General features: G+C 60.4%; 13 protein-coding genes. 8 read left to right on the forward strand and 5 right to left on the reverse strand.

Features of this window, described 5'->3' with window-relative positions; genetic code table 11:
• Nucleotides 1-156 precede the first annotated feature (156 nt).
• From VF684_RS12660 to intI1, 3 genes are all read right to left on the reverse strand, one after another.
• Nucleotides 157-3,123 (reverse strand): Tn3-like element TnAs1 family transposase, encoded by a 2,967-nt coding sequence (locus VF684_RS12660; protein WP_001138014.1) that lies wholly within the window; start codon nt 3,121-3,123, stop codon nt 157-159.
• A gap of 3 nt (nt 3,124-3,126) precedes the next feature.
• Nucleotides 3,127-3,687, reverse strand: a complete 561-nt coding sequence (locus VF684_RS12665) for a recombinase family protein (protein ID WP_001161490.1) — start codon at nt 3,685-3,687, stop codon at nt 3,127-3,129.
• A 336-nt stretch (nt 3,688-4,023) separates the two neighbouring features.
• Nucleotides 4,024-5,037: a class 1 integron integrase IntI1 gene (gene intI1, locus VF684_RS12670; protein WP_000845054.1), complete on the reverse strand. Its 1,014-nt coding sequence runs from the start codon at nt 5,035-5,037 to the stop codon at nt 4,024-4,026.
• A 316-nt stretch (nt 5,038-5,353) separates the two neighbouring features.
• Between intI1 and dfrB the strand changes: the two genes are divergently transcribed.
• From dfrB to VF684_RS12710, 8 genes are all read left to right on the forward strand, one after another.
• On the forward strand, nt 5,354-5,590 hold the full coding sequence (gene dfrB, locus VF684_RS12675) for a trimethoprim-resistant dihydrofolate reductase DfrB (RefSeq protein WP_111901768.1): 237 nt from the start codon (nt 5,354-5,356) through the stop codon (nt 5,588-5,590).
• A gap of 85 nt (nt 5,591-5,675) precedes the next feature.
• Entirely contained in the window at nt 5,676-6,230 is a 555-nt protein-coding gene (locus VF684_RS12680) for an aminoglycoside N-acetyltransferase AAC(6')-IIa (protein WP_023622803.1), read from the forward strand.
• Between the two features lie 69 nt (nt 6,231-6,299).
• Complete coding sequence (locus tag VF684_RS12685) at nt 6,300-7,127, forward strand: OXA-2 family oxacillin-hydrolyzing class D beta-lactamase OXA-21 (RefSeq protein ID WP_014386432.1); 828 nt, start codon at nt 6,300-6,302, stop codon at nt 7,125-7,127.
• Between the two features lie 61 nt (nt 7,128-7,188).
• Nucleotides 7,189-7,821, forward strand: coding sequence for a type B-3 chloramphenicol O-acetyltransferase CatB3 (locus VF684_RS12690; protein ID WP_000186237.1), 633 nt, complete (start codon nt 7,189-7,191; stop codon nt 7,819-7,821).
• Nucleotides 7,822-7,979: 158 nt separating this feature from the next.
• The gene (locus tag VF684_RS12695; protein ID WP_045898630.1) at nt 7,980-8,825 is read left to right on the forward strand and encodes an AadA family aminoglycoside 3''-O-nucleotidyltransferase; all 846 of its coding nucleotides are present in this window, start codon (nt 7,980-7,982) and stop codon (nt 8,823-8,825) included.
• A 15-nt stretch (nt 8,826-8,840) separates the two neighbouring features.
• Entirely contained in the window at nt 8,841-9,188 is a 348-nt protein-coding gene (locus VF684_RS12700; protein WP_000679427.1) for a quaternary ammonium compound efflux SMR transporter QacE delta 1, read from the forward strand.
• Nucleotides 9,182-10,021 (forward strand): sulfonamide-resistant dihydropteroate synthase Sul1, encoded by an 840-nt coding sequence (gene sul1, locus VF684_RS12705; RefSeq protein ID WP_000259031.1) that lies wholly within the window; start codon nt 9,182-9,184, stop codon nt 10,019-10,021. The genes VF684_RS12700 and sul1 overlap by 7 nt, the downstream gene beginning before the upstream one ends.
• A 127-nt stretch (nt 10,022-10,148) precedes the next feature.
• A complete protein-coding gene (locus tag VF684_RS12710; protein WP_000376623.1) occupies nt 10,149-10,649 on the forward strand; it encodes a GNAT family N-acetyltransferase in 501 nt (166 codons plus the stop codon).
• Here the strand turns inward: VF684_RS12710 and VF684_RS12715 are convergent.
• Both VF684_RS12715 and VF684_RS12720 read right to left on the reverse strand, forming a co-directional pair.
• On the reverse strand, nt 10,618-11,610 hold the full coding sequence (locus VF684_RS12715) for a TniB family NTP-binding protein (protein WP_001381192.1): 993 nt from the start codon (nt 11,608-11,610) through the stop codon (nt 10,618-10,620). The two genes, VF684_RS12710 and VF684_RS12715, sit on opposite strands and share 32 nt — an antisense overlap.
• Nucleotides 11,611-11,612: 2 nt before the next feature.
• Nucleotides 11,613-13,292 carry a Mu transposase C-terminal domain-containing protein gene (locus VF684_RS12720; RefSeq protein ID WP_000179844.1) on the reverse strand — a complete coding sequence of 560 codons (1,680 nt, stop codon included), beginning with the start codon at nt 13,290-13,292 and terminating at the stop codon, nt 11,613-11,615.
• Nucleotides 13,293-13,639: the final 347 nt, after the last annotated feature.

Genomic DNA, 13,639 nt, shown 5'->3' on the forward strand with positions numbered 1-13,639 from the left:
CTCCTGCTGCGGCGTCCGCTCGTGGGCCGTGGCGCGGGTCCGCGCGCCGGCCTCGTGCGCCTGGCGCTCGCGGGCGAGGTCCAGGGCGGCCGTCTTCACGTTCTGCCTTGCGCAGATGAGATAGGGGAGCCCGCAGAATTCGGAAAAAATCGTACGCTAAGGTTTTCCGGGCATCCGTAAGGGCCGAAACTTCCCGTCTTCCAGTCTGCGGCTCTGCCGCCAGACGTAATCGCCGGTTAGGTTGATGTGCTCCCAGCCCAGCGGCGACAGGAATTGCAGCAGCTCGCCGTCCACCGGCTTGCCGGCCTCGACCAACCCCTGGGTGGCGCGTTCCAGGTACACCGTGTTCCACAGCACGATAGCCGCCGTCACCAGGTTGAGGCCGCTGGCCCGGTAGCGCTGCTGCTCGAAGCTCCGATCCCTGATTTCCCCAAGGCGGTTGAAGAACACCGCCCTGGCCAGCGAGTTGCGCGCCTCACCTTTGTTCAGGCCGGCATGCACGCGGCGGCGCAGTTCAACACTTTGCAGCCAGTCCAGGATGAACAGCGTGCGCTCGATCCGGCCCAGCTCGCGCAGGGCCACGGCCAGTCCGTTCTGGCGCGGGTAGCTGCCGAGCTTGCGCAGCATCAGCGAGGCGGTGACGGTGCCCTGCTTGATCGAGCTGGCCAGGCGCAGGATGTCGTCCCAGTGGGCACGCACGTGCTTGATGTTCAGGGTGCCGCCGATCAGCGGGCGCAACGTCGGGTAGGCTTGCACGCCCTGCGGCACGTACAGCTTGGTTTCGCCGAGGTCGCGGATGCGCGGCGCGAAGCGGAAGCCTAGCAGGTGCATCAGGGCAAAGACGTGATCGGTGAAGCCGGCCGTGTCGGTGTAGTGCTCCTCGATCCGCAGGTCGGACTCGTGGTACAGCAGGCCGTCGAGCACATAGGTGGAATCGCGGACGCCGACATTCACCACGCGGGTGCTGAACGGCGCGTACTGGTCGGAGATATGGGTATAGAACAGCCGTCCCGGCTCGCTACCGTACTTCGGGTTGACGTGCCCGGTGCTCTCGCCCCGGCCACCCGCGCGGAAGCGCTGGCCATCGGAGGATGAGGTCGTGCCGTCGCCCCAGTGGGCGGCAAAGGCGTGGCGATACTGGTGGTTGACCAGCTCGGCCAAGGCCGCCGAATAGGTTTCGTCGCGGATGTGCCAGGCTTGCAGCCAGGACAGCTTGGCGTAGGTCAGGCCGGGGCTCGACTCGGCCATCTTGGTCAGCCCGAGGTTGATCGCATCACCGAGGATTGCGGACAGCAGCAACGTCCTGTCTTTGGCCTCGGCCCCGTCCTTCAAGTGGGTGAAGTGGCGGCTGAAGCCCGTCCAGTCGTCCACGTCCATCAGCAGTTCGGTGATCTTGATGCGCGGCAGTAACTGGCTGGTTTGGTCGATCAGCGCCTGCGCCCGATCCGGCACCGCCGCATCCAGCGGGGTGATTTTCAGCCCTGACTCGGTGAGGATGGCATCGGGCAGCTCGTTGTCCTTGGCCAGGCGGGTGACGGTGGCCAACTGCTCGTCCAGCAGCTGCAAACGCTCTTCCAGGTACTGGTCGCTGTTCGGGTTGATCGCCAGGGGCAGGGCCTGCTCGCGCTTGAGTGCGGCGAACTTCTCGGCCGGCAGCAGGTAGTCGTCGAAGTCGCGGAACTGCCGCGAGCCCTTGACCCAGATGTCGCCGGAGCGCAGGGCGTTCTTCAGCTCGGACAGGGCGCAGATTTCGTAGAATTTCCGGTCGAGGCCTTCCGGGGTGATCACCAGCGGCTTCCAGCGCGGCTTGATGAAGGCCGTGGGTGCATCGGCCGGCACCTTGCGCAGGTTGTCGGCGTTCATCTCACGCAGGGTCTGCACGGCTGCCAGCACGCCTTGCGCGGCCGGCGCGGCGCGCAGTTCCAGCACCTCCAGCAAGGCCGGCGTGTAACGGCGCAGGGTGGCGAAGTTCTCGCCGACCAGGTGCAGGTGGTCGAAGCCTTCCGGCCGGGCCAGCAGCTCGGCCTCGCTGACGCTCTCGGTGAACTCGTCCCAGGGAATCACCGCCTCGATGGCGGCATAGGGGTCGCTGCCGCTTTCCTTCGCTTCCAGCAGCGCCTGGCCGATCCTGGAGTACAGGCGCACCTTGTCGTTGATCGCCTTGCCCTGCTTCTGGAACTGCTGCTGATGCTTGTGCTTCGCGCCGCTGAACAGCTTGACCAGGATGCGGTCATGCAGATCGACCAGCTCATCGATCACGGTCGCGGTGCTCTCCAGCACCACGGCGGCCAGGGTCGCGTAGCGGCGCTGCGGCTCGAACTTACCGAGGTCTTTGGGCGTCATCTGCCCACCCTCGCGGGCCAGCTTGAGCAGGCGGTTCTGGTGGATGTGCCGGCCCAGGCCTTCGGGCAAGTCCACCAACTGAAATGTCTTCAGCCGCTCGATGTGTTCCAGCATGTGCCGAGAGTTGGGTTTCAGCGGTGCCTGGCGCAGCCAGGTCAACCAGGTGATGCTGCTGCCGGCCTTGAGCTTCAACAGCTCGTCCAGCTTGGCCCGATGCGAGTCCGTGAGTGGTTCGACCAGGGCGCGGTAGACCCGCCGATTGGCTCGCGCAATGGCTTCCGAGCAGGCCCGGTCAATCACGCTCAGCGCCGGCAGGATGCGTCGTTTCTGCCGTAGGCTCTCCAGGGCCTGACCGGCCAGCAGCAAGCCTTTGTCGGTCTGCTGGGCCAGCTCGGTTAGCTCGCGCACCAGGGCGCGGAAGTCGGACAGGCCGAACGGGGCCAGTTGCAGGTAGGTGCGCAGTTCCTGGGCATGCTCGCGACGGGTCACGTCGCGCTCGCCGTACTTTGCCCAGCTCGCCGGCTCGGCCTGGACTTGCTTCGCCACCCACAGGATGACCGGCTCGGGCAGCTCGCTGTCGGTTCCCAGCGCGTAACCGGGGTAGCGCAGCAGGCAGAGCTGCACGGCGAAGCCGAGGCGGTTGGCGTCGCCGCGTCGCTGGCGGATCAGCGACAGGTCGGAGTCGTTGAAGGTGTAGTAGCGGATCAGGTCATCCTGGCTTTCCGGCAGCGCAAGCAGGGTGTCCCGCTCCGTGGCCGAGAGGATCAAGCGACGCGGCATGTGTCAGTCGTCCGTGCGGAGGTACTGGTAGAGGGTTTCCCGGCTGATGTTGAACTCGCGGGCAAGCTGCGCCTTGGGCTCGCCGGCCGTCGCTCGCTGCCGCAGGGTAGCAGCCTGCTCATCGGACAGGGCTTTCTTGCGGCCCCGGTACGCGCCACGCTGCTTGGCCAAGGCGATGCCCTCACGCTGCCGCTCGCGGATCAGGGCGCGCTCGAACTCAGCGAAGGCCCCCATCACCGACAGCATCAGGTTGGCCATCGGCGAGTCCTCGCCAGTGAACACCAGGCCCTCCTTCAGGAACTCGATGCGCACGCCGCGCTGAGTCAGCTTCTGTACCAAGCGACGCAGGTCATCGAGGTTGCGGGCCAGCCGATCCATGCTGTGCACCACCACTGTATCGCCTTCGCGGACGAAGCTCAGCAGCGCTTCGAGCTGGGGGCGCTGGGTGTCCTTGCCCGATGCCTTGTCGGTGAACACCTTGCTCACCTGGGTTTGTTCCAGCTGGCGTTCCGGGTTCTGGTCAAAGCTGCTGACCCGGACGTAGCCGATGCGGTGCCCCTGCACGATGTCTCCTTGGTTGAAGGCGGCTTAAGTGCACTTTCTGTTCCGTTGTGCCTCAAAGCCCATTTCTGTCAGGCTGAAATCTATAACCTTCGCGGGCATGTGTCAAAAAATGGGAAAGCAGACTCTATTCTGACTGTCGTTTTCAGAAGACGGCTGCACTGAACGTCAGAAGCCGACTGCACTATAGCAGCGGAGGGGTTGGATCCATCAGGCAACGACGGGCTGCTGCCGGCCATCAGCGGACGCAGGGAGGACTTTCCGCAACCGGCCGTTCGATGCGGCACCGATGGCCTTCGCGCAGGGGTAGTGAATCCGCCAGGATTGACTTGCGCTGCCCTACCTCTCACTAGTGAGGGGCGGCAGCGCATCAAGCGGTGAGCGCACTCCGGCACCGCCAACTTTCAGCACATGCGTGTAAATCATCGTCGTAGAGACGTCGGAATGGCCGAGCAGATCCTGCACGGTTCGAATGTCGTAACCGCTGCGGAGCAAGGCCGTCGCGAACGAGTGGCGGAGGGTGTGCGGTGTGGCGGGCTTCGTGATGCCTGCTTGTTCTACGGCACGTTTGAAGGCGCGCTGAAAGGTCTGGTCATACATGTGATGGCGACGCACGACACCGCTCCGTGGATCGGTCGAATGCGTGTGCTGCGCAAAAACCCAGAACCACGGCCAGGAATGCCCGGCGCGCGGATACTTCCGCTCAAGGGCGTCGGGAAGCGCAACGCCGCTGCGGCCCTCGGCCTGGTCCTTCAGCCACCATGCCCGTGCACGCGACAGCTGCTCGCGCAGGCTGGGTGCCAAGCTCTCGGGTAACATCAAGGCCCGATCCTTGGAGCCCTTGCCCTCCCGCACGATGATCGTGCCGTGATCGAAATCCAGATCCTTGACCCGCAGTTGCAAACCCTCACTGATCCGCATGCCCGTTCCATACAGAAGCTGGGCGAACAAACGATGCTCGCCTTCCAGAAAACCGAGGATGCGAACCACTTCATCCGGGGTCAGCACCACCGGCAAGCGCCGCGACGGCCGAGGTCTTCCGATCTCCTGAAGCCAGGGCAGATCCGTGCACAGCACCTTGCCGTAGAAGAACAGCAAGGCCGCCAATGCCTGACGATGCGTGGAGACCGAAACCTTGCGCTCGTTCGCCAGCCAGGACAGAAATGCCTCGACTTCGCTGCTGCCCAAGGTTGCCGGGTGACGCACACCGTGGAAACGGATGAAGGCACGAACCCAGTTGACATAAGCCTGTTCGGTTCGTAAACTGTAATGCAAGTAGCGTATGCGCTCACGCAACTGGTCCAGAACCTTGACCGAACGCAGCGGTGGTAACGGCGCAGTGGCGGTTTTCATGGCTTGTTATGACTGTTTTTTTGTACAGTCTATGCCTCGGGCATCCAAGCAGCAAGCGCGTTACGCCGTGGGTCGATGTTTGATGTTATGGAGCAGCAACGATGTTACGCAGCAGGGCAGTCGCCCTAAAACAAAGTTAGGCCCCGCAGGGGAGAGTCGGCGCTTTGAACTTCTTAGCCTGCGCAGAAAGTTGTAGTTCCCACGCCTAGCGCCGCAGTTCCTGGCAGCTCACCGCGGATGCAACCAACGCTCACCCAGTCAAATGGTAGATATGGATCACCAGATCCCCTCAAGGCATCCACAAGAAAGGTTAGGTATGGATCAAAGTAGTAAGGAAGTCAGTTCTCCAGCTACTGACCAGTTTGCGCTCCCATTCCGCGCCACGTTTGGCCTGGGAGATCGCGTACGCAAGAAATCTGGCGCCGCTTGGCAGGGTCAAGTTGTCGGCTGGTACAGCACAAAACTAACCCCAGAAGGCTATGCCGTCGAGTCCGAGTCTCATCCGGGCTCTGTACAAATCTATCCTGTTGCCGCGCTTGAACGCGTGGCCTAACCCTTCCATCGAGAGGACGTCACAAGGGCTACGCCCTTGCGCCGCCTCTCATGTCAAACGTTAGGCAGCACAGAGCGACCATTTCATGTCCGCGAGCACCCCCCCCATAACTCTTCGCCTCATGACCGAGCGCGACCTGCCGATGCTCCATGATTGGCTCAACCGGCCGCACATCGTTGAGTGGTGGGGTGGTGACGAAGAGCGACCGACTCTTGATGAAGTGCTGGAACACTACCTGCCCAGAGCTATGGCGGAAGAGTCCGTAACACCGTACATCGCAATGCTGGGCGAGGAACCGATCGGCTATGCTCAGTCGTACGTCGCGCTCGGAAGCGGTGATGGCTGGTGGGAAGATGAAACTGATCCAGGAGTGCGAGGAATAGACCAGTCTCTGGCTGACCCGACACAGTTGAACAAAGGCCTAGGAACAAGGCTTGTCCGCGCTCTCGTTGAACTACTGTTCTCGGACCCCACCGTGACGAAGATTCAGACCGACCCGACTCCGAACAACCATCGAGCCATACGCTGCTATGAGAAGGCAGGATTCGTGCGGGAGAAGATCATCACCACGCCTGACGGGCCGGCGGTTTACATGGTTCAAACACGACAAGCCTTCGAGAGAAAGCGCGGTGTTGCCTAACAACTCATTCAAGCCGACGCCGCTTCGCGGCGCGGCTTAATTCAGGTGTTGGGCGTCAAGGAAAACTTAATGGCAATCCGAATCTTCGCAATACTTTTCTCCACTTTTGTTTTTGGCACGTTCGCGCATGCACAAGAAGGCATGCGCGAACGTTCTGACTGGCGGAAGTTTTTCAGCGAATTTCAAGCCAAAGGCACGATAGTTGTGGCAGACGAACGCCAAACAGATCGTGTCATATTGGTTTTTGATCAGGTGCGGTCAGAGAAACGCTACTCGCCGGCCTCGACATTCAAGATTCCACATACACTTTTTGCACTTGACGCAGGCGCTGCACGTGATGAGTTTCAAGTTTTCCGATGGGACGGCATCAAAAGAAGCTTTGCAGCTCACAACCAAGACCAAGACTTGCGATCAGCAATGCGGAATTCTACTGTCTGGATTTATGAGCTATTTGCAAAAGAGATCGGTGAAGACAAGGCTCGACGCTATTTGAAGCAAATCGACTATGGCAACGCCGATCCTTCGACAAGTAATGGCGATTACTGGATAGATGGCAATCTTGCTATCGCGGCACAAGAACAGATTGCATTTCTCAGGAAGCTCTATCATAACGAGTTGCCCTTTCGGGTAGAACATCAGCGCTTGGTCAAGGACCTCATGATTGTGGAAGCCGGTCGCAACTGGATACTGCGCGCAAAGACGGGCTGGGAAGGCCGCATGGGTTGGTGGGTAGGATGGGTTGAGTGGCCGACTGGCCCCGTATTCTTCGCACTGAATATTGATACGCCAAACAGGATGGATGACCTTTTCAAAAGGGAGGCAATAGTGCGGGCAATCCTTCGCTCTATCGAAGCGTTGCCGCCCAACCCGGCAGTCAACTCGGACGCAGCGCGATAAAGCCGCGCAGCGCCGGTTACTTCTACGTTAGACGGCAAAGTCACAGACCGCGGGATCTCTTATGACCAACTACTTTGATAGCCCCTTCAAAGGCAAGCTGCTTTCTGAGCAAGTGAAGAACCCCAATATCAAAGTTGGGCGGTACAGCTATTACTCTGGCTACTATCATGGGCACTCATTCGATGACTGCGCACGGTATCTGTTTCCGGACCGTGATGACGTTGATAAGTTGATCATCGGTAGTTTCTGCTCTATCGGGAGTGGGGCTTCCTTTATCATGGCTGGCAATCAGGGGCATCGGTACGACTGGGCATCATCTTTCCCGTTCTTTTATATGCAGGAAGAACCTGCATTCTCAAGCGCACTCGATGCCTTCCAAAAAGCAGGTAATACTGTCATTGGCAATGACGTTTGGATCGGCTCTGAGGCAATGGTCATGCCCGGAATCAAGATCGGGCACGGTGCGGTGATAGGCAGCCGCTCGTTGGTGACAAAAGATGTGGAGCCTTACGCTATCGTTGGCGGCAATCCCGCTAAGAAGATTAAGAAACGCTTCACCGATGAGGAAATTTCATTGCTTCTGGAGATGGAGTGGTGGAATTGGTCACTGGAGAAGATCAAAGCGGCAATGCCCATGCTGTGCTCGTCTAATATTGTTGGCCTGCACAAGTATTGGCTCGAGTTTGCCGTCTAACAATTCAATCAAGCCGATGCCGCTTCGCGGCACGGCTTATTTCAGGCGTTAGATGCACTAAGCACATAATTGCTCACAGCCAAACTATCAGGTCAAGTCTGCTTTTATTATTTTTAAGCGTGCATAATAAGCCCTACACAAATTGGGAGTTAGACATCATGAGCAACGCAGTGCCCGCCGAGATTTCGGTACAGCTATCACAGGCACTCAACGTCATCGAGCATCATCTGGGATCGACGTTGCTGGCCGTGCATTTGTACGGCTCTGCACTCGACGGTGGCCTGAAGCCATGCAGTGATATTGATTTGCTGGTTACTGTGACTGCACAGCTCGATGAGACTGTGCGGCAGGCTCTGTTCGTAGATTTCCTGGAAGTTTCCGCTTCTCCCGGCCAAAGTGAAGCTCTCCGTGCCTTGGAAGTTACCATCGTCGTGTACGGCGATGTTGTTCCTTGGCGTTATCCAGCCAGACGGGAACTGCAATTCGGGGAGTGGCAGCGCAAGGACATTCTTGCGGGCATCTTCGAGCCCGCGACAACCGATGTTGATCTGGCTATTCTGCTAACTAAAGCAAGGCAACACAGCCTTGCCTTGGCAGGTTCGGCCGCGGAAGATTTCTTCAACCCAGTCCCGGAAAGCGATCTATTCAAAGCACTGGCCGACACCTTGAAACTATGGAACTCACAACCGGATTGGGCAGGCGACGAGCGGAATGTAGTGCTTACCTTGTCTCGCATTTGGTACAGCGCAGCAACCGGCAAGATCGCGCCGAAGGATGTAGCTGCCAACTGGGTAATGGAACGCCTGCCCGTCCAACATCAGCCCGTGCTGCTTGAAGCCCAGCAGGCTTACCTTGGACAAGGGATGGATTGCTTGGCCTCACGCGCTGATCAGTTGACTGCGTTCATTTACTTTGTGAAGCACGAAGCCGCCAGTCTGCTCGGCTCCACGCCAATGATGTCTAACAGTTCATTCAAGCCGACGCCGCTTCGCGGCGCGGCTTAATTCAGGCGATATATCATGAAAGGCTGGCTTTTTCTTGTTATCGCAATAGTTGGCGAAGTAATCGCAACATCCGCATTAAAATCTAGCGAGGGCTTTACTAAGCTTGCCCCTTCCGCCGTTGTCATAATCGGTTATGGCATCGCATTTTATTTTCTTTCTCTGGTTCTGAAATCCATCCCTGTCGGTGTTGCTTATGCAGTCTGGTCGGGACTCGGCGTCGTCATAATTACAGCCATTGCCTGGTTGCTTCATGGGCAAAAGCTTGATGCGTGGGGCTTTGTAGGTATGGGGCTCATAATTGCTGCCTTTTTGCTCGCCCGATCCCCATCGTGGAAGTCGCTGCGGAGGCCGACGCCATGGTGACGGTGTTCGGCATTCTGAATCTCACCGAGGACTCCTTCTTCGATGAGAGCCGGCGGCTAGACCCCGCCGGCGCTGTCACCGCGGCGATCGAAATGCTGCGAGTCGGATCAGACGTCGTGGATGTCGGACCGGCCGCCAGCCATCCGGACGCGAGGCCTGTATCGCCGGCCGATGAGATCAGACGTATTGCGCCGCTCTTAGACGCCCTGTCCGATCAGATGCACCGTGTTTCAATCGACAGCTTCCAACCGGAAACCCAGCGCTATGCGCTCAAGCGCGGCGTGGGCTACCTGAACGATATCCAAGGATTTCCTGACCCTGCGCTCTATCCCGATATTGCTGAGGCGGACTGCAGGCTGGTGGTTATGCACTCAGCGCAGCGGGATGGCATCGCCACCCGCACCGGTCACCTTCGACCCGAAGACGCGCTCGACGAGATTGTGCGGTTCTTCGAGGCGCGGGTTTCCGCCTTGCGACGGAGCGGGGTCGCTGCCGACCGGCTCATCCTCGATCCGGGGATGGGATTTTTCTTGAGCCCCGCACCGGAAACATCGCTGCACGTGCTGTCGAACCTTCAAAAGCTGAAGTCGGCGTTGGGGCTTCCGCTATTGGTCTCGGTGTCGCGGAAATCCTTCTTGGGCGCCACCGTTGGCCTTCCTGTAAAGGATCTGGGTCCAGCGAGCCTTGCGGCGGAACTTCACGCGATCGGCAATGGCGCTGACTACGTCCGCACCCACGCGCCTGGAGATCTGCGAAGCGCAATCACCTTCTCGGAAACCCTCGCGAAATTTCGCAGTCGCGACGCCAGAGACCGAGGGTTAGATCATGCCTAGCATTCACCTTCCGGCCGCCCGCTAGCGGACCCTGGTCAGGTTCCGCGAAGGTGGGCGCAGACATGCTGGGCTCGTCAGGATCAAACTGCACTATGAGGCGGCGGTTCATACCGCGCCAGGGGAGCGAATGGACAGCGAGGAGCCTCCGAACGTTCGGGTCGCCTGCTCGGGTGATATCGACGAGGTTGTGCGGCTGATGCACGACGCTGCGGCGTGGATGTCCGCCAAGGGAACGCCCGCCTGGGACGTCGCGCGGATCGACCGGACATTCGCGGAGACCTTCGTCCTGAGATCCGAGCTCCTAGTCGCGAGTTGCAGCGACGGCATCGTCGGCTGTTGCACCTTGTCGGCCGAGGATCCCGAGTTCTGGCCCGACGCCCTCAAGGGGGAGGCCGCATATCTGCACAAGCTCGCGGTGCGACGGACACATGCGGGCCGGGGTGTCAGCTCCGCGCTGATCGAGGCTTGCCGCCATGCCGCGCGAACGCAGGGGTGCGCCAAGCTGCGGCTCGACTGCCACCCGAACCTGCGTGGCCTATACGAGCGGCTCGGATTCACCCACGTCGACACTTTCAATCCCGGCTGGGATCCAACCTTCATCGCAGAACGCCTAGAACTCGAAATCTAACGTCCGTTCGGGCATCGAGGTCCATGTCGGGGTGGGACGGGCCCGTGGCTTCAAGATCACTTGCAGTCCGACCGCGATGTCTTGGTTGCGCGAGAGGTTGTCGACAGGCCATGCTGAGTGTGCGATGGTTGATCGCTTCCTCGCCGCTCTCCACGGCGACGATGGCCGCCGCCATCAGCAAGTGCGCCAGTTCCCCTATGGTGCCCTCGCTGCGTGTGAGCAGGTAGCGAGCCATGTCCAGCGTGGCAATTGGGGAAGGCCGGCGCAGCGGGAGCGAAGCGGCGAAGCTGGCCAGCAGTGAGCAGCAATCGTCGTTGGCCTCCCATACCGGCAGCATCATCGGCTCGAAGCGATTTTCCAACTGGTCATCGGAGCGGATGGCTAGGTAGGCGTCGCGCGTGCCTACCCCAACCAACGGGATGCGCAGTTCGTTGCCGAGGAAGCGCAGCAGGTTGAGGAATTCCCGGCGGTTGACGCTGTTGCCGGCCAGCACGTTGTGCAGCTCGTCGATCACCAGCATGCGCACGCCGACCTTGCGCAGCAGTGCCAGAGCCAGTTGCTCCATTTCCGGCAACCGTGGGCGTGGGCGCAGCGGCGCGCCCATCGCGGCGAGCAGCGCGACGTAGAAGCGGATCACGGACGGCTCGGACGGCATCTGCACGACCAACACCGGGATGTGCTCCTGGTCGGCGTCGGAGCTGGCCGGGTGGGTGCGGCGGAACTTCTCGACGATCATCGACTTGCCATTGTTGGTCGGGCCAACCAGCAGCAGGTTGGGCATGCGTTGCTTGTTTGGCCACGCATAAAGGGCTTCCAGCCGGTTCAGCGCCTCGACTGCGCGCGGATAGCCGATCCAGCGGTCGGCGCGAAGGCGCTGGATGCGCTCGTCCGCCGGAAGACGGGCCAAGCCCTGGGCCGCCGGCAGCAGGTGGGACAGGTCGATGATGGGATATTCGTCCACGGCTACCACTCCTCAATCTGGTCGAACGGTTTGGCGGGTGGCAAGTTGTCTGCCTGCGGGTCGGCAATATCCGTATCCGGCGGAACGGGCTTGTCCGGCCGAGCTGATGTCTTGAGGTGCTGGCGGCGATCCGCGTCACGCCGCGCCTTGCGTGTGGCCTTCTGCGCGCTGGTCACAATCTCACGCATCTGGCCGATCATGCGGAACAGCGCCGACTCATCCACCTGTTCGCGCCCTTGCTGCCGCAGTTTCGCCAGCGCCTGCCGTTGTTCCCAGAGGGTGACAGCCGGATGCGACAAGGTACGGTAGGGAATTTCCAGGTAATGCTGTCCCTCCGGTTCCAGGACCCAGATACGGCTGATGTCGCGCGGATCGCGCCGGATCAGAAAGGACGGCCAGCGTTCACGCCGCGCAATCCACGGCTTGAGCGCATCGGCGTAGTAGTGGATGTGGTCGATGACAAAGCCGGTGCGGGTCAGCGTGCGCCGGAGGATCGGCAGAAAATCGACCAGGAACGAAGTAGCGCGTGTGACGACGGCCGGTACGCCGACACGCGCCACGGCCTCGGCCCAGCGCGCGGCCGGCGGTTGGAGCAGGCCGTTGTGCACCGAACCGTGGTAGGTGCCGACCGCCAATGTGAGCCAGCGCTCTAGCTCGCGCAGCGTCAGGGCGGCCTTGTTTTCGGAATCGTAGTCGCCGCGCTGGTCAGGGTTGGAGAAGGTCGTTCCCGGCAGTTCGTCGTGAATCATCTGCATCGCCGTGCCGATGATCCGTTCCACGATGCCGCCATAGTGCGGCTGTCCCAGCGGGCGATAGTCCAGCCGGATGCCATGCTGCTCGCAACCCCGGCGCAGGGCCTCGCTCTTGAACTCGGCCGCGTTGTCTAGGTAGAGCAGCAAGGGCTTGCCGCTCATCTGCCAATCCATTTCCACGTTCAGTCCTTCCAGCCAAGGGCGCTTGTCGCAGGCGACATGCACGAGGCACAGGCCAACCGAAACGGCAGACGGCGCTTCCAGCGTGACGACCATGCCGAGCACGCAGCGGGTGAACACGTCGATGGCGAGGGTCAGGTACGGGCGGCCAATAGGTTGCCGGTCGCGGTCATCGACCACGATCAGGTCGATGACCGTATGGTCTATCTGCACCTGCTCCAGCGGCGCGGTCACGGCAGGAGGCTCGCCGCCCACACCTTGTAGGTCACGAGCGGCATCCTGGCCTTCCCGCCGGCGGATGACCTTGCGCGGGTCAAGGCTAGCGATCCGTAAGGCCACGGTATTGCGCGCCGGCACTCGCAGTTTTTGAGCCTTGCACACCTGAGTGACTTCGCGGTGAAAGGCCGCTAGGCTGCGCTTCTGCTTGGTCAGGAACCGCTTTTGCAGTAGCTCGTGGATGACGCGCTCGACCGGTTCCGGCAAGCGCCCCTTACCTTTACCTCCACCGGACTGGCCGGGCACCAGATCCGTCACGAGGCCGCTGCCTTGCCGGGCACGCCGGATCAGAACGTATACCTGGCGCCGAGACAAGCCCAGCGCCTGAGCCGCCATATCGGCCGCTTCGTGCCCGACCGTCTCCGACTGCGCCAACGGACTGATGATCTCCGCACGACGGCGCGCACGCTCCCAAGCCTCATCAGGCAGAGTGGCCACGCCTTGTTCTGGAATCCGTGGGGTGTCCGTCGCCATGCTCACCTCGCTTTGGTGCACACGAGTATTGAGCATAGTCGAGATTGGTGCAGATCACTTCTGATATTGAACTGTCAGGAGCTGGCTGCACAACAGCCATTACGCCCAATCAACTGGTGCAGTCGTCTTCTGAAAATGACACTGACGAAGCGGCGCGGCCCTGCCTGACATCAAGTTAGGGTATAGCCTAGATTGACATGCGCGATGCAACCCTTAACTTGCTTGCACCTATCGTTTCCATGCTAGCTTTATCGTAACGCTCAAGAAATTGGGCTTAATGCCGAAAACAATAAAATAAAACAGCCAACCCTTGAGGTTCTTATGCGCCAGAATTTACCAGTGACGGG

This window comes from Aeromonas sp. Lyrl_2 (assembly GCF_051948815.1).
Taxonomy (GTDB): Bacteria; Pseudomonadota; Gammaproteobacteria; order Enterobacterales; family Aeromonadaceae; genus Aeromonas; species Aeromonas veronii.